Genomic DNA, 22,865 nt, shown 5'->3' with positions numbered 1-22,865 from the left:
GTTGGTTTAGTAGAAGTGCATGCTGATAACGGAAAGGTGTTAATATTTATACATAATATAAACTTTGAAAAGGGACGAAAAGAATGTCTATTGAAAGAATAACAATAAAAAACTGCAAATCAATTGAGTTTTTAGAACTAAATTTAAATAAAAATGTTAATTGCTTTATAGGTATTAATAATGTCGGTAAATCAAATATCATGAAAATAATTTATTTTTTTCACACTAACTTAACAAGAGAATTTTTTGATGATTCAATGTTTAGTAAGAGCAATCCATACAATGATGAAATAGAGATTTCTGTAGAATATAACTTCAAAGAACTAATTAATAAGGTACAAGGTAGTACTTATAGTTATCACGGATTCTTAGATGAATTTTTTTCAGACATAAACTTCAATGGACTTGGAAGCAATTTAGACCCATCAAATGAACTTGTAGAAAAAGTAAAAAGATATGTTGATAAATATACTGTAAATAATAAATGTACACTTACTATGAAATGCAATCGAAATAAAAAATCAATATCTTGGAATATAAAAGAATATCATTTTAGAGCGTTCATTTCGGTTCGATTTCCAGTCTTTTTCTTAGAATCCAGAAATATTGATCTTTATAACTGGGAATCAATTTGGAAACTTATTGGAGAAATAGCGCCGTTTAGAAAAAAAGTATCTATAAACGGAAACTTAGAGGGTATATTCGAATTAGATGATGATAATCAAGGGAATTACGATATTGTGATACAAGAGATTATTGAGGAATTTGAAAAATCAAATATTAGAATTCGGCAGTCAAATATATATGAAAAAATCAGTCAAATAATACAACTTCAATTAGGTGGGAAGGGTTTTGAATATGAGTCACATCAATTGAAATTAGGTTCATATGGTATGAATTCTTATTCGTTTATGAGCTTATATGTAAAATTAATCTTGCGTCTTTTTGATAATAAACATCTTTCAAGTCCATTAATAATGATAGATGAGCCAGAACTTCATCTACACTTGAAAAAAATTGAAGAGTTTATAAGAGAGATTAAGGGATATGAAAGGTTTTTGACAACAAAATGGATATTTGCTACTCACTCGCCAAATTTTGCTAAGAATATAATCGTTGAATATGAAGAATACGAAATGTTTCACGTAACTAATACAGAAATTTTTAATAAGTCTTTTGTGTCGAGAGTAAATGGGTTTAAACAAAAAAAATACAAACTACTATCAGATAATGAAGCTAATGTGTTCTTCTCTGAAGCTTGTTTATTTGTAGAAGGTGATACAGAATTAGAGGTTTTCAAGAATAATAATTTGCGCATATTATATCCTAAACTACACAAAATTGATATTTACTCGTTCGAAGGGAAGGAAGATAAACTTAAATTAGTTAACCCAAACGATCGAAAAACTAAAATAAAATATCTGGTCTTGATTGATATGGATAAGATATTAAATTACTCTTCAAAAACAAAAAAATATAGTACTTCGGGCAGTTCCTATCTCAATGTGGTTAAAAATAAATATATTATGAATCGCGAAAAATATCACTATGGAAAGAAGTTTACTAATACGTATGGAGCCAGGAATCAGATCACACAGAAATTAGAAACTACTATTTTCGATATAGACTCCACAGGACTTTGTGTTAAACAGAGTGATGAAAGAGTCCAACTAATTGAACTAATTCAGCAATATTATGGTCAATATAACTTTATGCCATTAGACACAACTATTGAAGGTGCTATCATTAACAAGAACAATTATCATCTGTTTTATAGATGGATTAAAGGGTATGATTGGGATCAGACTATCTTTGATAATCTGTATGATTCTTTACAAACAGAAGTTCAAAAAACTACTTTACTTAGGTTGATTTTTTTCGGGAAAACAGACTGGCTTAATAGTAAGAAAGAAGGAAGTATTAAAAATCAAGAATTCATTAGAATATTCAAAGTTATAAAAGAAATTCGTACAGAATTAGAAAAGTCAAAACTAGATTTTGGAGATAAGACAAGCGGCTGGATCACTCTATTCTTCAACTGGTTCTTTGATAAAGAATTAGAACTGGGAAAGACTGAAGATAAATTTATAAATAGAAGCATGTTTCAAACGAACTTTCCCGAACTAGGAAAAGTAATTGTGAAACTAGAGGAAATGATATAAAATAAATTTAAAGTATAGGGTAAGTAGTAAAATCTGAAGTAGTAGTTCTTGGACTATGGATGCCATGATGAAAGCTTATTTATCCCTTGTATCTCAAGAAACTAAAAATCTCTTGTAACGTTCCATTAGCGGTTTATAGGGAAAATCCATGGTTTTAGGCCTGCTAATTTTCGCGCTCATGTATACGCTAATTGGCCTATTGTCTATATCAATTTCGAGGTTCTAGGATGTACTTACCCTTATACTCTCTAGGAGAAATTAAATGCGTATTGATAGTTTAAATAGTTTCGAAAAAAAAGTCCTTCGTGGGAGTGTATTAGATCTCATAGATTTTCTAACCGAAGAACAACTAGTTAAAGCATACTATACAAAAACAATAAAAAAGAAAGATAATTCTGATAGAACTATACAGTGTATCGACAACGAACATTGGATATATAAAATTCAAAAACAAATGAAGAGTAATTTTTTTGACTTTATACCACTCTCTAATCATGCATATGGCTACGTTAAAGGAAAATCATACTTTGACCATCTTAAGCCGCATATAAAGAATCGATATTATTTGAAATTGGATATAAAAAACTTTTTTCAATCAATAAAGAATGAGCAATTAAGGGAAGTTCTAGAGTATTATATAGATGATGTTAAAATTAATGATGATCTAACGATAATGGATTTTATAATTAAAACAGTTACTTTCGATGGCAGTCTTCCGCAAGGTGCAGTGACTTCACCTGTTCTTTCAAATATTTATTTCAGATTTATCGATATTAGAATATCTAGATATTGCCAAAAATTCGGTATTGAGTACAGTAGATATGTTGATGATTTACTCTTTTCATCACATAATTTGTTTCTTCATAAGAAAGTTTTTATTAATGGAATAAATAAAATTCTCAAAACTCAAGGGCTTCACTTAAATCCCGAGAAAATTAGGAAAGCAAAAGATGAGATATCATTAAATGGTTTTGTAGTTGGAGACAATATCCGTTTATCACGAAAAAAAACAGCATTTCTTTCAGCGCTTATATATTGTTATCAAAAGTCACAAAAAAAGACTCTTGATGATCTTTTGTCTGAGATTAGAGAGCACTTTAATATTGGAGAGAAAAAGAAAATCAATATAATTTGGCTTCATAATTACTTAGCAGGGTATCGATCTTTTTTGCTTGGATTACTACCTTTTGATAGCGCAGGAGTAATGTCTGACGATATAACAAAAACAAATAAAAAAATATTATTTAAAATAAATGAAATTGAAAAAATATTAGATCTAACAGTGATTGGACTCTAAACGATTTTAACTTGGTCACATTTCTGGTCATACTTTTTCATTTCCGAGCGCCGCAGCGAACTCGAACGTAGAAACATAAAACTCAAAAAATCCTTGTCCTAGGAGGCTTTACCCGCTCTTTCCTTAACGTACAAAAACCCATCTCTCCACTGGCAGCGATGAGGTCAGGGGTTCGATCCCCCTAGGCTCCATAATCAAGAATGCCATCACATTATTGTGATGGCGTTTTTTTGTGCGTGAAATAAATCAGAACATGCATTAATTAATTATAATTTTTGGAATTAGTGACGAGCCTGTTGACGAATATTCTAGATGCAAAAATAGAGGGTTTAAAGTCCTGACTGTGGAGTTGTCAAAAAAAGTACAGTTTGAAAACAAGGAGACCCTTCCGGCTGGATATTGTCCAACCGGAAGGGTCTTCATTTTTCTGTATACGCTTTCAGTTAGCCAGATATTCGACGAATCTTACAAAGATCGTGGCTACTTCGGCGCGGGTGGCGGTGGCTTTGGGAGCAAAACGATTATCCGGCTTGCCTAATACAATGCCGATGTCCCGCAGTGCCTGAACGGCCTCCAACGCCCAGGAGCTGATCTCACTCTCGTCCGCGAAGGACTTAGCGTGGCTTTCAGGGAGCTCATAGCCCTTGTACTTCATGTAGTTGTACAGTATCACCAGCATCTGCTCGCGCGTCATCGGTGAATTAGGATCAAACAGGTCTGCGTTTGTACCGTTGACTATGCCTTTTTCGGCCGCCCACTCAGCTGCCGCGGTGTACCATTGTCCGTCCGTCACGTCGTTAAAGCGTGAACTCGTATAGCTGGACAGGATTACGTTCTCAAGATTAGACAGTACCTGCACGAACATTGCACGCGTCATTGCGGTTCTAGGTGAGAACGTCGTGGATGTCGTGCCGTTGAAAAGATCGTATGTGTAGGCGAAATTTATATCGTTGTAGAACCAGTCGTCCATGTTGGCATCCCTGAAAGAATTGCCTGATATCACGAGGAAGCCCAGTGGGGTGGCGTCATCAACCGCCAGCTCCGTACCCTCACGGATGTTCAGCGACATGCCGTTATCTAAGCTAACTTTTGCGCCGCTCGGTCCTATCACAACCGCTCCGTCGCTCCGTATCTTCGATCCGCCATGGATATCCACACGGTTGCCGTTTGGCAGGTTCACATGCGCGTCTTTGCCGCCTACTGTAACCGTACCGTCGCTCGCGATCGTCGAGCCTCCCGAAATGGTCACTGTGCTGTTGCCGCCGGGTAGTGTCACTTCGGCGCTCTTGTCTGCCGGAATGGTTACCTTACCGTTTGAGTCTATCGTTGTGCCTTCAGGTACCTTAATCTTCGTCCCGCCTTTGGTCGCAATCTCGCCGCCACCGGGGAGGGTGGTGTTGCCGTTTTTGTCTGTGACCGCGGGCTTATCCTTCGGTGTATTCACTGTGTAGGTCGACTTCAACGTTCCAGCGTCTGTCCCGGTGCCCGTATTGTCGGTGTTGCCCGTATTGCCGCCAGAATCAGGCACAGTGGGAGTCGTCGTCTTCATCGGCGTCGTCGTTGCACTGATCTCCGCGCCGTCGCCCTTCGCGTTCACCGCGATGATGGTGAAGTTGTAGCCTTGGCCGTTTGTCAGGTTCTTAAAGGTATATTTGGTCTCCGTCGCATCCAGTGTGACCGGCGTCACGTTGCCATACCATACCTTGTAGCCCAATATCGCACTGCCACCGTCGTCAGCAGGGGCGGTCCAGCTCAATGTGACCTGTCCGTCACCCGCTGTCGCCTTGAAGCTGCTCGGAGCACCTGGCACGACCGGTTTTCTCTGCGCGAACATCCAATCAAAGACGTCTGTGTAGTCATTGTTCCAAGCCGGCAAGTTAGAGGACTGCGCCGTGGGAGCTATGCTCCAATTCCCCATAGTTATCTGGTTGTAAAGAACCGCCGCTTCAACTTCGTGCGCTATGTAATCAGCCAGAACAGGTGTGTTGGCCGGATTCGGCCTCAGGTTCGGCTGATCAAATTGATTGTAGGGCCACGTAAGGACCTCATTACTCTCAAAGCGCGAAGCCCTCGCGTTGATCATTTTCGGCATATTGTTATTGATGAAGTTATTGAGGTTAGTCTGGTAGCCTCCAACATTATGAGCATTTAAAAACATCCAATAGGCCAGATTGTTGTGAGCGTCGTTGTCCTTAGCATTCGGTGAACCGCTTACCGGGGCCATAGGTGCGGCGGCGGCGAAGAAGCCGGGATGGCTGTTAACTAAGTTGTTCGTATACTGGCCGCCCCATGAGAAGCCCGCCGCGTAAACACGATTAGGGTCTACTTCGCCGCTGGCAATCAGGGGGTCTATGACCTTCTTAACATTCTCTGTTGAGGGAACAGATACGCCATTATAGGAAATATTCAGTACATGGCTGGCGTACTTGTCAGGATTTTTCTCCATTTTTTTCATTAGAGCGACCGAGCCGTTGGCGGATTTCATGGCCGCTTTTTGGTCTGTCGCAGCGTTTGTGCCGCCGCGTGACATGCCGTGTGTATAAACATACAGCGGTAATCCTTTGACCACTTTACCGTCTTCATCCTTGTGAAGGTAGAGCGAGCGATTGACCGAATTGTCCGTGAATGTTGTAAACTTGTCAAGGATCGGATTCACAACTTTTTCCTGTTCAAAAACCACGTTGCGAAGTGGACTCCCCTCTGTTAGTACGATCTCTCCGTTTGGGACGATGTTGTAAACCTGCTTTGTCGAGTTACTGCTGCCATCCAGCGTTGTTTTGCCGCCGCTCGCTGAATAAAACTCAGACTCAACTACGATGTAACGGCCGCTTGCCAGTCCGTCCTGATAATCCGGTGAATTGCTTATCGGCCCCAGATAGCCGCGTACCTTCGGTTCGTCATTAGCGTATACCCTTGTGATTTTGCGTGGTCCTTCAAAGGTCACTGCTTCGCCGTTCAGGGTTGTGTTCCTAGCCGATAAGGCAAACAAGTCCGGATTAAGCGCGGAGCCTAACGCTGCCTTCCCCTCGCCTAAGTCGATGATGACAGCCGTTGTGTACTCGCCACTGGCGAAGTTGTCATTCCATACAACAAAGGGAAGCAGCCCCGCGTCCGGATCGTTTTTGAATGTTACGTGAATGGTATGGTCAGCCTCAATATTCGAAAAGGTATAAGTGCCAGCAGATAGAGTCACGGTCTCGCCGTCTACCGTTACAGTATCCACAATTTTGCCGGAATCGGGAGTAAACGTAAATTCTTTGTTAGAGCCCCGATCTACTCTCAGCACATCGCCGGGTGGGTTCGACATGATTGAGCCGCCCGGTCCCGCAGTGGCGGTGATTGATAATCTGGTGTCCACTTCATTGGCTGAGATGAGCTGCAGGCTGTCTGTAAATGAATCAGAGCTGGTATAAGCTGCGTCTGGAACTCCAAAAGAGGAAACGACTTCATATCGGTCACCGCCCTTTTCCGTCGAGTTATTAATGTAAACCTCAAAGGTAAGCTTGCCCTCCTCCAAGGTCAAGGTTCTTTTGGGTATTCTCATCTCCACGATATATCCTGTTTCCGTGATCTGGGTCCATACAGCTCTGCCCGGAGCTGCCTGCCCTGAGAACACACCCGTCGCGCTGACGCGCCATTGGTTTGAGCCTCCGGTTCCGGTGCCGACATAAAACTCCAGGCTGTCATACTGGTGATCTCCGCCAGCTCCCTGATATAGATTACTGTCATTCACAACTACTCGGGCATACAGGTAGTCATGGTCCCAAAGGATTTTGGCTGTGCCCGTGGCATGGGGTCTGGGATCGGCGGGCACAGTGCTTTTGTTGATGTGATGCTCCATGGTCTGGCCCCAGAGTGGGTCGTTTGACCCGAGTTCGGGAGTTCCAAAAATGGCGGTGGGTGTTTCATTCGCTACTGTGTTCTCGATGTTGTCAGTGGCGGCGGCATAGCTGGTAGGCATTAGCGACGCCACCATTACCAAGCAACAGAGGAACGCGAGCATTCTGCTAAATCGTTTTGGCATAAATGAAAATCCTCCTTATTTTTCGATGCGGTGCGCCCATGGCTTACCGCATCGTATTCGGACACGTTGTCCATATGACAAGCGCCCAACTATATATATTATGTTTATCAGGCGTTCAATCCTTTAATTTACCTATAGAGTATATTAAGAATGAAAACGATTACTTCGAAGCATAGGGATAGTGTTGAAGTTTGCGGGAATTGCAATAAAAAAATCCACCTTATGAACAAGATACTACATTGAATTGGAAGTGTTGAAGACGTAATATGAGAAGAAATGTAAGCGCATTCTTTTTTTGAAAAAAACGTATCTCTATTTCCTTGAGCGAGGTGGTCTGGTTTTATAGGTGAGAGATATGGGTTGTATGCTTCTGAAAATTAATCGAAGGGAAGAATGCTATGCGGAAGCAAATTACAATCCTAATGTTAGTTTTACTTATGACCTTCAGTAGCTGGTTTAATCTTGTTCTGCCATTTAGCAATCAAGCTTCAGCGGACACAATAACACCAACGATGTTGGCGCATTATCCATTGCTTGAGGATGTACAGGATATATCAGGTAATGAAATGCATGGAACGGCCGTAGGAGACATTACGTACACCGATGGTCTCACTTTACCTGGGGGAACAGATAGTAATACAAACTACGTTCAGCTTCCTACTGGTTTGTTTGATAATCAAGAAAATACAACGATATCTGTATGGATCAAGAGCAACACTGGAAGTGGGAACTACTCAGCGTTTTTCTACGGTACTCCAGCAGCTGGCAATAACTTGCCAACGAATTACTGGATGTTTAATCCATCGAATCCAAGTGGTGATTTTAAGTCAGTATTTACGAATAACAATAATGTTGACCAGCCTTGGACGACTGAGGTAGGAGTATCAGGCACTTCTACGTCACAGTACGAAGGTCAATGGGTTCACTATACGACGGTCATTACAGAACGCTCTATTACAGGTTACATTAACGGTGTAAGTATAGGCACGACCGCCAAAGAGAAAACAACAGCAAGCTTTGGTACGGATTTGCATGCTTACATCGGTCGCTCCAATTATTTAGGGGATGCTACTTTTGCGGGTAGCTTTCAAGATTTAAGAATTTACGGAGAGGCACTAAATAATGAAGATATCGCTGTAGTATATGAACAATCGTTTGATGAAAAGCAAGTACAACAAGGCAAAATAGAGCTAACGTTAGGAGACATATCAGCAGTTACAGAATCTCTTGAACTGCCCACTCAAGATAAGAATGGCGCAATGATATCATGGACTTCTAGTGATGAGAGTGCGATTAGTCCAACTGGGGAAGTGTTCTTTCGAGAAATGGAGCAACAAGTGACGTTAACTGCAACCATTTCTTTAGGTGGAAGCCAGGCAACGAAGGAGTTCATTGTTACCTTACTACCTAAGGATGACTCTGTTGAGCAGATTGCCGTTAAGAATGTCTTGCTTAATGAACCTACAATTATTTTATCAGTGGGGGACAGCGAGACATTAGTGGCTACTATTTCACCTTCAAATGCAACGAATAAAAGAGTTATCTGGACATCTAGTGACTCCAGTGTAGCGGTTGTCAATTCAACGGGTAAAGTTACAGCTGTTAGTGAAGGTACAGCCACAATTACGGTACAGACGGAAGATGGAGAGTTTACAGCTACATCAGCCGTTACGGTTAAAGGAAAATCGCTAAAAGATGATCTTATTCTTCATTACAACATGAAGACGACCGAAGAAGTAGACGGTCAACTCGTACTGAAGGATGTTGCCAATAAGGCAGTTACATTTGACGGAATATTTAGAAATCCAAACAATGGACAATTCATTTCAAACAGTGAGGTTGGCTTTGTTTCCTTCAATGGTGGAAGCTCTACATCTAATAGTGGACATGTTGAGATTCCTAAAGGTTCAAATGGACTAGATCTACTACACGGTCTGAATGAGATTACAGTATCTTCAATCGTGAACTGGACGAATGATGGGACGAATCGCTGGATCTTCGGTTTGGGTACGGTATTAACACCAGAAACGAACAAATATTTCTTCGTAACACCACGTCACGGTAGTGGATCAGGTAATATGATTGCCACAGGTATCTCTAAAAATGGCTGGCCGAACGAAGCATTAGTTACAGGTAGCGCAAACTCAAACCTTATCGGTGGGCAGTGGAAGCATGTAACGGTGTCCTTGTCCGAAGCTAGCAATAGGATAACGTTATTCGTGGATGGAGCTAAGGTTGCTTCGGGTAATGCAAAGGGACTAAAGCTGTCAGAAATTATTAATCCGGATGCTACTTTCTCTGGCTTTATCGGTAAATCAATCTTCTCAAACGATCCATACCTTCAAGGTAGCGTAGCTGATTTTCGAGTATATGATCGCGCGTTGACAGACCAAGAAGTAGGCGAGTTATATCAACAAGAAGGAGCAACTCACATCTCAAAAATACGTCAGCTGACTGTTGATGATGCAGCGAATCAACTCAACATCAGTCGTTACTTAGGTGAAGGCGATAAAAGCACCGATAAGATAACAAGAAACGTTACATTACCAACAAGCGGTAAAAACGGCGTGAGCATTACTTGGAGTTCCAGTCATCCTACTGTCATTTCTAACCATGGCACTGTACAACGTCCAGCTGTTGAAGCAGGTAATGTTCAGGCAGAGCTTACGGCTACTTTAACGTATCAAGGCGTATCAACTACAGCTGTATTCCCTGTTACGATCTTGAAGCAATTCGATGATCAGCAGAAGGTTGATCTGGACGCTGAACAAATAGAGATCTACAATGCTGACAACGTTAAAGGTAACTTACGTCTTGTTGCTACAGGTGAACAAGGCTCCACAATTACATGGGTATCTAGCAGACCGGCAGTTATTAAAGGAACGGCTGAAGCGGCTGGTAACGCTACACAGCTAGGCTGGGTAAGCCGTCAAGCTATGGATACGCCCGTTACGCTAATAGCTACAATTACGAATGGTGCAGCTTCTAAACAGCTTACGTTTAACGTTACGATTAAACAAGCAACTGCGCCAGTGCAGCATGATGCTTACTTTTTTGCGTACTTTACAGGTGAATATGAGGGTGGTGAAGAGATATCCTTCGCTACAGCTGAAGATCCATTGTTCTGGAAAGGGTTGAATAATGGTAAGTCGATCCTTCAATCTGATATGGGTGAAAAAGGACTTCGTGATCCATTTGTTATTCGGTCACCAGAAGGTGATAAATTCTATATGCTGGCAACCGATTTGAAGATGGGTGAAAGTACAAATTTTGATCAAGCTCAAATTACGGGTAGTCATTACATGATGATATGGGAGTCGGAGGATCTCGTTAACTGGAGCGAGCAGCGGATGATAGAAGTTGCCCCTAAGACTGGAGGGAATACCTGGGCACCAGAGGCGATCTATGATCCGGTGACTGGAGAGTATATCGTATTTTGGGCATCATCGATGAAAAATACAGAGACATATGGTGATTATAACGGAAGACCGGCAGGTCAATATAATGTGATGTACTACGCAACAACAAGAGATTTCTACAACTTCTCTGAGCCAAAGGTCATGATTGATGAGTCACTTCCGACCATTGATACAACGTTTATTGAGCATAATCAGATGTTGTACCGATTCACCAAATCAGAAGTGAATACCAAAGTGTATGTGGAGAAAGCACCAACTTTTTACTATGACAAGGACAATATTGCAGCTAACGGCCTTCAATACAACGCTGTTCCGGGTACACGTGATAATAAACTTGGCTTGATCGGAAATAATGGAAACAACGAAGGGCAGACGATTTTTAAGGATAATAATAAAGACAAATGGTATCTGTTCCTTGATTCATGGCCATATCATGTTCGATATACAACAGATCTGGATAGTAGCACGCAATATATGAACAATGTATTAAGTAGTGATAAATATGCACTGCCGCCAGGACCACGACACGGAACGGTAATTCCAATCTCACGTGCAGAGTATGATGCTTTGCAAGAGAAGTATGCAAGGAAAGGTCCAGCACCATCAACAGACCCGGTTGTACATTACTCATTCGATGCAAATACAGTGAATGGTACAACGGTGAATGACATTTCTGGCAACGGTCATCACGCAACACTAGTAGGTGGAGCAACGATTAATGAAGAGGATCGCATTGGTAAAACGGGTGGTGCACTAGAGCTTAATGGATCAACAGGATATGTGAAGCTGCCAGATAACTTGATTCAATCCTTGAATCTTGAGAAGGCTACGTTCTCTACATGGGTTCAAATGGACAGAAATCAAGCAAATCAAAGAATATTTGATTTTGCTTCCGAAACAGGCAGACAGGTTAACCGCAACACCATGTACTTGAGTACACAAGGTGATACAGGTAGTCTAGAGTTTGCTGTGGTAACACCTTTTACAGAGAAATTTAGCAATGACAGCACGCGACTAGGATCAGAATATAAATATGCGGTGAGAAATTCCGGGTTATTTCCAACGAAGACTTGGCAACATGTTGCAATTACAATGGATGAATTTGATGCAGTATTGTATGTGAATGGTCAAGAGGTTAAACGTAGCTCGACATTTAACGTTGAGCCGAGAATGTTACTGGAAACAACGATGAATTATATTGGTAAATCGAGAAACAGCTCTCATAGTTTATTTGATGGTAAATTGGATGATTTCCGTATTTATAATCGTGCATTATCCGTTGAAGAGATTGCAACATTAGCTGATGAAGACGTTACTCCTCCAGTCGAGCAGCCATCTGGGGCAGAGCTCATTCTTCACTACGATATGAATGATATCGATGGTGCCACGGTTATTGACCAAACAGGAAACTTCAACGGAAAATGGATGAATCCGTCTAAAGCAGAATGGATTCGTACACAAGATGCTGGTGTACTAAGCTTTACTGGTGGCACAACGAACTCTTATGTAGAACTACCACAAGGAGTACTTGATGGATTAACGGATATGACTGTTTCATCCATTGTGAACTGGAGCGGTAAAAACGCTGCCGAGTGGTTATATGCATTAGGAAGACCAAATAATAATACGCACTATACGTATTTCACACCACGTTATAACGCTAACGGTCTGGCTCGCCTAGGTATCGCGACGAATGCTTGGAATAACGAGTCATCAACTTCTACCACGGGCTTAAAGAATAATGAATGGAAAGTAGTTACGACTGTTGTTTCAGGCACGGATGGTACACTAACGCTTTATATTGATGGTGTTGCTGTTGCATCAGGCTCAACGAATGGAATGATACTAGAACAAATAAAAAATACTTCAGGCAGTAGTGGAACCATCGGTAAGTCATTTTATACAGCTGATCCATACTTCGGCGGGTTGATTGCAGACTTCCAAATCTATGATGGTGCGATGACTGCGGCAGATATTACATCACTTAAGGCCCATGCAGATCAGAAGATTGCTTTGATGGAGGGAATGCTTGTATCGGCTGCCACAGAGAAATTAACGATTCATGATCTTCTTGCTTCTAATGCATCAAAAGATGCGATTATAAGCAATGTAACATTGCCAACATCAGGTGCTTATGGCACAACAATAAGCTGGACTTCAGATAAGGGGAATGTCATCTCAACTACAGGTGCCGTAACCAGACCAGCTAACGCAACAGGTGATCAAGTTGTAACGTTAACAGCAGTATTTACAGATGGTACAGAGACAGTTAACAAAACTTTTCAGTTGACGGTTAAGGCATTGCCAAACGATGTCACTTCTGTAGATGAAGCAAAAGCAGCACTAGTCGTTCATAACATTAATGATGTAAGAGGTCATATGGCATTACCAACATCTGGACTATATGGAGCAACGATTACTTGGGCTTCTGTACAACCAAACGTCGTTTCAGTTACTGGAGAAGTAAAACGTCCGGCACACGGTAGTGGAAATGTAGACGTGAAGCTTACAGCTACGATTACATTAAATTCAGCATCCACTACGAAGGAATTCATTGCGAAGGTGAAGGAATTGCCTGCTGATGAAAAATATGCGGGATACTTTTTCACATATTTCACTGGAGAAGGTACCGCAGCAGGGGAGCAAGTATACTTTGCACTAAGTAACGGTAATGATCCGTTGAACTGGCGAGAATTGAATAATGGTAAACCTGTATTGACCTCTACCTTAGGGGAGAAGGGGGTACGTGATCCGTTCATTATTCGTTCGCCTGAAGGTGATAAGTTCTACATGATCGCTACCGATCTGAAAATTAACGGCAATGGTAACTGGGGCAGAGCACACACATGGGGCAGTCGTTCCATTATGGTTTGGGAATCGAATGATCTAGTCAATTGGACAGATCAACGCATGGTAGAGGTTGCACCGGAAGAAGCGGGTAATACATGGGCACCAGAAATTATGTACGACAACACAACAGGTGAATATATCGTATTTTGGGCATCAAGAATGTTTGATGACGCATCCCATACAGGCGATGCTTATCAAAAAATGATGTATAGCAAGACAAGAGATTTCTATACGTTTACTGAACCGCAAGTATATTTGGATTATGGATATTCAATCATTGACACAACGATGATTGAGCATGAAGGAAAAGTGTATCGCTTTACGAAAGATGAGCAAAACAACGGAGCTTCTGCTCCATTTGGCAAGATGATCTTCCAAGAGGTGGGTGACTCGATCTTAGATCCAACCTTCAAGATGATTAATCAAGGCGTTGGTAACATCAAATGGGTCGAGGGTCCAACGATCTTCAAATCGAATACCGATGAAAAATGGTATTTGTTCGTAGATGAGTTTGGTGGAAGAGGTTATGTTCCATTCGAGACAACAAATCTTGCATCAGGTGTCTGGACATTATCTTCTAACTACAACTTACCAGCTAGTCCGCGTCACGGAACGGTAATTCCAATTACACAAAGTGAGTATGATGCACTCAACGGGAAGAACGTACCCGTTAGCGGAATTAGCTTGGACAAAACGACGTTGTCAATCGTAGAAGGTCAATCAGGGCAATTGACAGCTACGGTAACACCAGCTAATGCAACGAAAAAAGCAGTAACATGGAGCTCTAGCGATACAGCTGTAGCGACTGTAAGTGCGACAGGTCAAGTAACAGCGGTGGCACCAGGAACAGCAAGGATTACAGTAACTACAGTGGATGGTGGTTTATCATCTAGCGCTACGGTAACGGTAACACCATTGGTTGATGGAACACCACAAGCACCAAGCAGTGGTAATGGAAATGGTGGCGGTGACGGTAACATTCCTGCACCTACAGTACCACCAGCTCCAGGTGGAAATGAGCCAGTGGTCATGGACAACGGCCAAATAAACATTAAACCAGTTGTAAATGAGAGTGGTACTTCTGAAGTGAAGTTAAGTGCGGATACAATGAAGCGTGCGCTTGATCAAACGACAGGCGGTAAGTTACACATGCAAGTTGAAGCTGATGCAAGCTTGAACGGGCTAACGATGGAGCTCGCAGTAGATGCGCGCTTAACAAGTGGATCTTCTACGGTAGATCGCATCGAGATCAACATAGGCTCTGCAGTCGTAACAGTGGCAACCGAACTGCTTGGAACAGGAACAAGTGCAGGGAAAACGTTAGGATTGTCGATTAAGAAAATTGCAGCTAATCAACTGCCAGCTGGCGCACAAGCTCAGCTGAACGGTGAGGTCGTATACGATATCGAGCTAACGATTGATGGTAAGAAACTTACACAGTTTGATGGCAGAGATGATCTCGTGATTGAATTGCCATACACACTAAAGGCTGGCGAAAATCCAAACAACGTCGTTGTATACGATGTGAAGGACAACGGAGAGTTAAGAGTGGTGACGAATGGTAAATACAATGCAGCGACAGGAAAAGTAGAGTTCAAGCCAACGTATCTAAGCAAGTATACGGTAGCGTATGTTGCAACGAGTTTTAAGGATGTGACCCAAGACTGGGCAAAGGATGCGATCTCAGCATTGGGAGCAAGAGGCATTGTGAAGGGTGTAGGTGACGGCGAGTTTAATCCGAATGGTCAAGTGACAAGAGCAGAATTCATCACCATGCTGATGAATATGTTTGAGCTATCGGATGAGAGGGCAACGACAAGTTTTAGTGATGTGAAGCAAGGAGAATGGTACCATGGAAATATCGCAACCGCGCAGAAGCTGGGGATTGTGAACGGGAAACCAGATGGACGATTCGGAGTTCATGAGAACATTACGCGAGAAGATATGGCAGTTATGGTATACAAGGCTGTCCAAATTAAGCAACTAGCGTTAACAAGTGGTGAAGCTACAGCCTTCAAGGATGAAGCACACATCGCAAGTTATGCGAAGCAAGCGGTAGAGGCAATACAGGGAGCCGGCATAATAAACGGTGTAGGTAACGATGAGTTTGCACCGAAGAAGAATGCTAGCCGTGCAGAAGTAGCAGTGATGATCTATAATTTGTTGGGTTTGATGTAGACACGTTAAGTATAAGGCAGTTGCTATTGATTCACTCAGATAATAAAGTTGGGCGGAAGAACTTGTTCCGTCCACTTTATTATCTGTTTAATCAGTGAGCAGGAAAAGCCGTTAGATCCTGGCTTAATGAAGTAGTTGTTAACTTTACCTTAATACGGGCTCAATTCTTCCTCTAAGATTATCTGTATAGGCCAGATTTCCATCCGTCGTGATTACGGCAGCTTCGATATCCTTCATATTATTAACTTTATGAACAATGGAGACCGCATCTAACCCAAATAATTCTGTAGTATATATATCGCAGTCGAGCGATCGATCCGCAATAATCGTTAAAGAAGCGATATTACTTTCGATTGGATAGCCTGTTCCGCTGTTAAATATATGATGGTACTGACCCCCTTTCTTCTCTAAAACTCTCTCGTATATTCCTGATGTAACGACGGATTGCTCCCGTATACTAACGAGTGCTGCTGCATTTCCTCTAGGTAAAAAGGGATTTTGGATTCCAACTTTCCAGTGACTGGACCCGGTGGGAGAATTGCCATGAACCAGAACATTGCCGCCCATATCGACCATAGCTGATGTAGCTCCGTTTTTCTTGAAAAATGACATCACTTGATCAGCAAAATAACCTTTAGCGATCGCTCCAAGGTCGATTTCCATGCCTTTTTTGAATAAATGGACCGTTTGTAGCTCATCGTCAAGCTGTATCTGCTCCGGATTCAAGAGCTCCAGCACCGCTTTAATCTCGGTATCCTCCGGCACATGTGCCTCGCGAAAACCAATTCTCCACAATTTGATCAAAGGCCCTATCGCAATATTTAAAAATGAATCTTTATTCAGGCTGTGTTCTTTGCCTATCTTAATAAGATCATACAGTTCCTTGTCTACTCTAAGCGGATGTGATGCGGCTTCTTTTTTTAGCATGGCAAGCTGCGATTGCCCACTGTTGGCACTAAATACTTGTTCATAATGGACAAGCATATTCACGGCTTCCTCGGCAAGCTTTTCAGCATCTGTCCCCTTGATATAGAGGGATATGTTCGTTCCCATGAGCGGTATCGTTCTCGTAAAAGGTTTCATGATAGCCTCCTATATTGCACATTGTTGTCCGTGATTGAGAAAAGTATGGATGAGGTCATGATCCACGCTATGCAGCTTTTTTTCTCCATGATGGGCTATAAAATAATCCAGACTCATCTTCTCTACAGGGATTGGATAGATGTTGTATTCCGAAGGGCACTCCTTGATATGGATACTTTCAGGCACAAAGGTCAGACCTAAATTATGCTTTGCCAGCTTCAGTACCGTGTAGATTTCATTGCTCTCCATAACGATATTAGGCTGCACCTTGTAGACACTGAGCAATTGATCAATCTGTTTTCGGATTGCCGAACCTTTGGACGTTAGAATAAGCTTTTGATTCAAAATGGTGCTGATCTCAATCGTGCCCTCCGGGATGACTGCAACATTCTCTTGATATAATTCGCAGCAACGCGGAATGATGGCCTGGTAACTGTGCCTGCCCCAGTTAAACGAGTTCAAGTTAGGGGAGATACTGCTTGAATTTTGCCCGATCCAGAAGTCCAGCTCATTATTTTGGAGACGTTTCTCATTTTTTTCAGGTAAATCCTCGACAAGATTAATTTTATAAGCAGGATGAAGCTCGAGAAAATCTGGTAAAAAAAGGGGCGTTAAGTACACACCAAGGCTCGGAAGAATGCCGATCCGTATCACCTTATTGCCAATATCCGATACATATGAGATTTCCCTAATAAGCTTGGCGTAGCTGTTTTCGAGTGAAGTTAAGTATTGATAATATATTTTCCCCTGCTCGGTTAATCGGTACGGAAGTTTGTTGCGAGTGATTAGCTCACAGCCCAACTCAATTTCGATTTTTTTGATAACCTTTGTGAGGTAGGGCTGAGATATGTAAAGGGATTGTGCGGCCCTGCTATAGTTGCTGTATTTTAATAGGCTGTCAATGTAACACAAGATATCTTGAGATTCTAACTTAGACATGTTCCTCACCCCTTGTGAAAAAAGTAACAAACTTTGAATTTGAGGTGATTATAACAAATTAGTTATCAAACTGCAATGAATAACTATTAGATCATTTGAGCTTTGATATGTTAGAGTTAGGCCGAAAGATTGAGCCTGACAGTAACGAACATCATCTCGAATGACAGAGAGGGGATTACGATGAACTATTTAGCTATCGTGGGCACGAATTCGGATGTGTCAACGAACCGGACGTTGCTTCAATTTATGCAAAAGCATTTTGCTAGTGAAGCCCAGATTGACTTGTTTGAAATTAAGGATATGCCTGCTTTTATTGAAAAAGATGAATTAGAGGATGCTGAAGTTGATATTCCTGTGAAGGTACAAGACTTATTAGATCAAATTTCTAAAGCGAAAGGTGTCATTATCGCTACTCCTGAGTATGACCATGCAATCCCTGCCGTTCTGAAAAGTGCGCTGGAATGGATCAGTTATACCACTCAAACCTTGAAAGACAAGCCTGTTCTGATTGTGGGTGCTTCACATGGTGCGCTCGGTTCTTCCAGGGCACAAGCGCATCTTAGACAAATCCTGGATTCGCCTGAGCTTGGTGCGAGAATGATGCCTAGCAGCGAGTTTCTTTTGGGAAAATCCCAGAGTGCATTTGATAGCAGTGGTAATCTCATTGACGCTCAAAAAGTGGCCGAGCTTGACGAAATCTTCAATGAGTTTGTTTTGTTTACGGAGATCACTACGGAACTGTTATCCAAAAGGACGTTGAAGAAAAAAACGAAAAAATTTTCCTGGCAAGAGTAGGGGGCTAATCACAATGAAAATCATAGCGATCGTTGGCACAAATGCAAAGAAATCGTATAATCGCAAGCTGCTTCAATTCATACAAAAGCATTTTGAGTCCAGAGCAGCCATTGAAATCCTCGATATTACAGATGTTCCGATGTTTAATCAGTCCGATAATCAAACAAACAGTGCAATTATACAATCGTTTAATGAAAAAATTATGGCAAGTGATGGTGTCATTATTGCGACTCCAGAATATAACCATTCCATCCCTTCATCTCTTAAAAGCCTGCTGGAATGGTTGAGCTTTGAAATCCATCCGCTGGCTGGAAAACCCGTGATGATCATAGGTGCGTCACAGGGAACACAAGGTTCCTCGCGTGCACAGCTGCATCTTCGTCAAATCCTGGATGCACCAGGTGTCGAAGCTAACGTGATGCCAGGGTATGAATTTTTGCTTGGCAGCGCACATAAAGCATTTGACGAATCAGGCAACCTGAACAATGAAGGAACGATCGATTTCCTGGAAATATGTTTCCTGCGGTTCCTTCGGTTTGCCAAAATTTCAAATCAGCTGAACGAAGAAGAAGAATTCACTTATAATCCCGGTGTGTATGAGATCAATGCTATAGGTCACAGTGGCAATCTGCCGATGAAGGTATCCTTTAGTGAAAATAGAATTGAAAGCATCGATATCGATTCGAAGGGTGAAACCGAAGGCATCGCCGATGTTGTTTTTGTAAGAATTCCGAATAAAATCATTGAGGGACAGACGCTGAATGTAGATGCTCTCTCAGGTGCTTCTGAAACCAGTAATGCTGTCATCAATGGTGTAGCCAAAGCGGTTAAGCTTGCCGGAGTGAATCCTGACATCCTGAAAAGACGTCCAAAACCTGCTAGCAGCCAGATGAAAGATGACGAAGAATACACTTGCGATGTGGTCGTTGTAGGTGGAGGTGGCGCAGGACTCAGTGCTGCTGCTACAGCTTTACAACAAGGAGCAAGTGCGATTGTACTTGAGAAATATCCTGCTGTTGGGGGGAATACGATCCGCTCAGGTGGTCCTGTCAATGCTGCAGATCCTGTATGGCAACAACAGTTCACTGAGAATCCAGGGGAAAGACAGACGATTGAGAATTTATTAAGTACCGATGAGAGCTTGATCCATCCAGAATATGTAGATGATTTCCATGCACTCAAAGAAGAGTTTACTGCATATCAGGATAAGTTCGGCACAGAAAAGGCTTATTTATTCGACTCCCCACTTCTTCACAGAATGCAAACGTATTTTGGGGGCAAACGTACAGACCTGAATGGGAGCATGATCTATGGACAATACGATCTGGTCAAAGTACTTACAGACCGTGCCTTGGAAAGTGTAACGTGGCTTGAGGATATCGGGGTTGAGTATGATAAGAGTATCGTATTTGCTCCAGTGGGTGCCCTTTGGCGTCGTGGCCATAAACCTGTCAAAAGTTATGGCTCTGCCTTTATCATTGCACTTAGCAAATATGTAGAAGAGCATTCAGGAAAAATTATTACAGATAGCCCGGTCAAACAATTGATCATCGAAGATGGAAAAATAACAGGTGTTATCGCAACAGGTGTCAATGGTCAGAACATAACCATTCATGCCAAAGCCGTTGTGCTTGCCAGCGGCGGTTTTGGTGCAAATACACAGATGCTCAAGGAATACAACACATACTGGAGCCATATTGACGATGATATCAAAACAACAAATTCCTATGCGATGACTGGTGATGGAATATCGCTAGGTAAGAGTGCAGGAGCAGCGCTGACAGGCATGGGCTTCACTCAAATGATGCCTGTAGCCGATCCGGATACGGGCGAACTCTTCAGTGGACTGCAAGTACCGCCTGAAAACTTTGTCATTGTTAATAAAAAGGGAGAACGATTTGTTAATGAATTCTCTGGACGAGATGTCTTAACGAAAGCAGCTATCGAGCAGGGAAGTTTATTTTACCTGATTGCGGATGACGAGATCAAGAAAACGGCAGCGAACACAAGCCAGGAAAAGATAGACCGTCAAGTCGAAGAAGGTACCTTGTTCAGAGCCGATACGATAGAAGAACTGGCAGTGAAAATCAAAATGGAACCTGAAGTTCTTAGAAATACGATTGATAAGTATAACTCATATGTGGATGCGGGCTTTGATCCGGAGTTCCATAAGGATACGTTTAGTTTAAAAGTCGAGAAGTCTCCATTCTATGCCACACCTAGAAAACCGGCAGTTCACCATACCATGGGCGGAATTAAGATCGACACCCAAACCCGCGTATTGGATGAAAACGGTCAGCCGATTGCACATCTGTATGCCGCTGGAGAAGTTGCAGGAGGTATACATGCAGGCAACCGTTTAGGCGGTAATGCCTTGACGGATATCTTTACTTTTGGGCGAATCGCTGGTAAGACTGCTGTTGATGAGATGAATGATTAGAATGTAAAATAAGAAATATAGATCACTCCAGGTTTCCCATATGTAAAGAACCCGCTTAACACAAGGATTTTCGAGTGTTAAGCGGGTTTTTTCGATGTGGAAATGGTTTGGTTTTGTGGTCGTGGTCACACGAATGTTCTCAGACCCCAAACCAAGCCCGGTGAAGGGCATATACACCTTCTGTAATATCCTCAATACTCAATCCACCAAAACCAATCTGAACCATGGATTGCTCCGCTTGAGCTGGTTGCGCCCAAAAGGGGGATACCGGGTAGACCTGAACACCTTCCTTCTCAGCAGTAGCAATCAGTTTGTGTTCGTCCATTCCGTTATGTACACGCAATAAAATATGAAGTCCTGCATCCTCACCAACGATGGTAACTTGAGCACCCATCATCTTCTGAATCATTGAAATAAGTGTGAATTGCTTCTGTCGATATACCTTCCTCATCTTGCGAATGTGGGCTTCCCAATGTCCATTACTCATAAACAGCTCTAGGGTGTTCTGCTGAAAATGAGAGACTGTTTGATCATATAATCGGTAGTCTTGTTTACGGTGTAGCTCTACCATGGTCTGTGGTAGAACCATATATGCAATTCGTAATGAAGGAAGAAGGCACTTTGAAAATGTCCCCAGGTAAACGGTTCGCTGTTGAGTATCCAGGCTTTGCAGGGAAGGTATCGGTTTGCCGACATATCTGAACTCACTATCATAATCGTCCTCAATAATGATCCCATTCTGGTCTGTTGCCCATTTCAGTAATTGCATTCTCTTGGCGAGCGGCATGACCATTCCATAGGGGAACTGATGTGACGGTGTAATGTAGACGATGCGGGAATTGCTTTTGTATAACTTATGGATATGAAGACCATCTGCTTCCAGCGGAATAGGATGAATGTTTAGACCTTTATGTTGAAAAACCGTCCGAACACCGTCATATCCCGGGTCTTCCATCGCGATACCATGACTAACGTTACCTATTAATCCAGATAACACACCGAGCAGGTATTGAACACCAGCTCCAATTATAATTTGATCAGGTGAACAATTTACTCCCCTAGAGCTGTGCAGGTAAATTGCAATTTCAGATCGAAGTCCCGGTTCTCCAAGAGGATCGCCATAAGAGAACAACTTCATTTGGTTTTGGAGCAAGCTCTGATTGGATAACTTGCGCCAAGTGGCAAATGGAAAATGCTCGGCATCTACGTCACCATAACGAAAATTGTATCGAATCTCTGGGCTATCCTGAATACTGTTTTCCAACCAATCCTTACTCACTACATGGGACAAGGGCAATGCTTCCAGCTTCAAATCCATTATGTATAAGCCACTTCTAGGTCTGCTCTGGACATAACCTTCGGCTAATAACTGTTGATAGGCCATATCGACTGTATTACGGCTAATGTGGAGGTGACTGGATAGTGAACGAATAGAGGGAAGACGACTATCGGCTGGTAACTTTCCGTTCAAAATATCTTTCTTAATATAGTGATAAAGCTGAGTGTATAACGGATCTCCAGACTCTCTGTTCAACAATAATGTCAACTCAATCATGTTAATCCTCCTCGTTGCCAAAACTGACCCTGTTATTTTGTTGAGAGTTGTCACTACTTATGGGGTCAATCGATGGTTACAATTATATCAGTTCCGGTCGAATTGAAAAGATATCAGTGCACT

9 protein-coding genes are annotated in these 22,865 nt (G+C 42.1%); 5 read left to right on the top strand and 4 right to left on the bottom strand.

The window, feature by feature from the left end; genetic code table 11:
* Positions 1-83 precede the first annotated feature (83 nt).
* Together MKY28_RS16210 and MKY28_RS16205 are read left to right on the top strand one after the other, a co-directional pair.
* On the top strand, positions 84-2,162 hold the full coding sequence (locus tag MKY28_RS16210) for a retron Eco8 family effector endonuclease (protein WP_340936389.1): 2,079 nt from the start codon (positions 84-86) through the stop codon (positions 2,160-2,162).
* A gap of 262 nt (positions 2,163-2,424) precedes the next feature.
* A complete protein-coding gene (locus tag MKY28_RS16205; protein ID WP_340936388.1) occupies positions 2,425-3,459 on the top strand; it encodes a reverse transcriptase family protein in 1,035 nt (344 codons plus the stop codon).
* Between the two features lie 439 nt (positions 3,460-3,898).
* Here the strand turns inward: MKY28_RS16205 and MKY28_RS16200 are convergent, their stop codons facing one another.
* The gene (locus MKY28_RS16200) at positions 3,899-7,483 is read right to left on the bottom strand and encodes an S-layer homology domain-containing protein (RefSeq protein WP_340936387.1); all 3,585 of its coding nucleotides are present in this window, start codon (positions 7,481-7,483) and stop codon (positions 3,899-3,901) included.
* 422 nt (positions 7,484-7,905) lie between these two features.
* Here MKY28_RS16200 and MKY28_RS16195 point away from each other — a divergent pair, with 422 nt between their 5' ends.
* Positions 7,906-15,930: an immunoglobulin-like domain-containing protein gene (locus MKY28_RS16195; RefSeq protein ID WP_340936386.1), complete on the top strand. Its 8,025-nt coding sequence runs from the start codon at positions 7,906-7,908 to the stop codon at positions 15,928-15,930.
* 144 nt (positions 15,931-16,074) lie between these two features.
* Here the strand turns inward: MKY28_RS16195 and MKY28_RS16190 are convergent, their stop codons facing one another.
* Both MKY28_RS16190 and MKY28_RS16185 read right to left on the bottom strand, forming a co-directional pair.
* Positions 16,075-17,013, bottom strand: a complete 939-nt coding sequence (locus MKY28_RS16190; protein WP_340936385.1) for an FAD:protein FMN transferase — start codon at positions 17,011-17,013, stop codon at positions 16,075-16,077.
* 9 nt (positions 17,014-17,022) lie between these two features.
* A complete protein-coding gene (locus MKY28_RS16185; RefSeq protein WP_036609797.1) occupies positions 17,023-17,952 on the bottom strand; it encodes a LysR family transcriptional regulator in 930 nt (309 codons plus the stop codon).
* A 180-nt stretch (positions 17,953-18,132) separates the two neighbouring features.
* Between MKY28_RS16185 and MKY28_RS16180 the strand changes: the two genes are divergently transcribed.
* Both MKY28_RS16180 and MKY28_RS16175 read left to right on the top strand, forming a co-directional pair.
* Positions 18,133-18,747, top strand: coding sequence for an NADPH-dependent FMN reductase (locus MKY28_RS16180; RefSeq protein WP_036670012.1), 615 nt, complete (start codon positions 18,133-18,135; stop codon positions 18,745-18,747).
* Between the two features lie 13 nt (positions 18,748-18,760).
* Positions 18,761-21,187: a flavocytochrome c gene (locus MKY28_RS16175; RefSeq protein WP_036670018.1), complete on the top strand. Its 2,427-nt coding sequence runs from the start codon at positions 18,761-18,763 to the stop codon at positions 21,185-21,187.
* 139 nt (positions 21,188-21,326) lie between these two features.
* Here the strand turns inward: MKY28_RS16175 and pdxR are convergent, their stop codons facing one another.
* Positions 21,327-22,742 (bottom strand): MocR-like pyridoxine biosynthesis transcription factor PdxR, encoded by a 1,416-nt coding sequence (gene pdxR / locus MKY28_RS16170; RefSeq protein ID WP_340936384.1) that lies wholly within the window; start codon positions 22,740-22,742, stop codon positions 21,327-21,329.
* Between the last annotated feature and the right edge of the window lie 123 nt (positions 22,743-22,865).

The organism is Paenibacillus sp. FSL R5-0473 (assembly GCF_038004565.1).
In the GTDB taxonomy this organism is placed as follows: Bacteria; Bacillota; Bacilli; order Paenibacillales; family Paenibacillaceae; genus Paenibacillus; species Paenibacillus amylolyticus.
The sequence above is the reverse complement of the archived record's forward strand: the minus strand, read 5'-3'. Positions and strand labels throughout refer to the sequence as shown.

Excerpts from the sequence above, each read along its gene's own strand:
- MKY28_RS16180 (WP_036670012.1), top strand. The coding sequence starts at position 18,133 with ATGAACTATTTAGCTATCGTGGGCACGAATTCGGATGTGTCAACGAAC.
- MKY28_RS16210 (WP_340936389.1), top strand. The coding sequence starts at position 84 with ATGTCTATTGAAAGAATAACAATAAAAAACTGCAAATCAATTGAGTTT.
- MKY28_RS16175 (WP_036670018.1), top strand. The coding sequence starts at position 18,761 with ATGAAAATCATAGCGATCGTTGGCACAAATGCAAAGAAATCGTATAAT.
- pdxR (WP_340936384.1), bottom strand. The coding sequence starts at position 22,742 with ATGATTGAGTTGACATTATTGTTGAACAGAGAGTCTGGAGATCCGTTA.
- MKY28_RS16190 (WP_340936385.1), bottom strand. The coding sequence starts at position 17,013 with ATGAAACCTTTTACGAGAACGATACCGCTCATGGGAACGAACATATCC.
- MKY28_RS16195 (WP_340936386.1), top strand. The coding sequence starts at position 7,906 with ATGTTAGTTTTACTTATGACCTTCAGTAGCTGGTTTAATCTTGTTCTG.
- MKY28_RS16200 (WP_340936387.1), bottom strand. The coding sequence starts at position 7,483 with ATGCCAAAACGATTTAGCAGAATGCTCGCGTTCCTCTGTTGCTTGGTA.
- MKY28_RS16185 (WP_036609797.1), bottom strand. The coding sequence starts at position 17,952 with ATGTCTAAGTTAGAATCTCAAGATATCTTGTGTTACATTGACAGCCTA.
- MKY28_RS16205 (WP_340936388.1), top strand. The coding sequence starts at position 2,425 with ATGCGTATTGATAGTTTAAATAGTTTCGAAAAAAAAGTCCTTCGTGGG.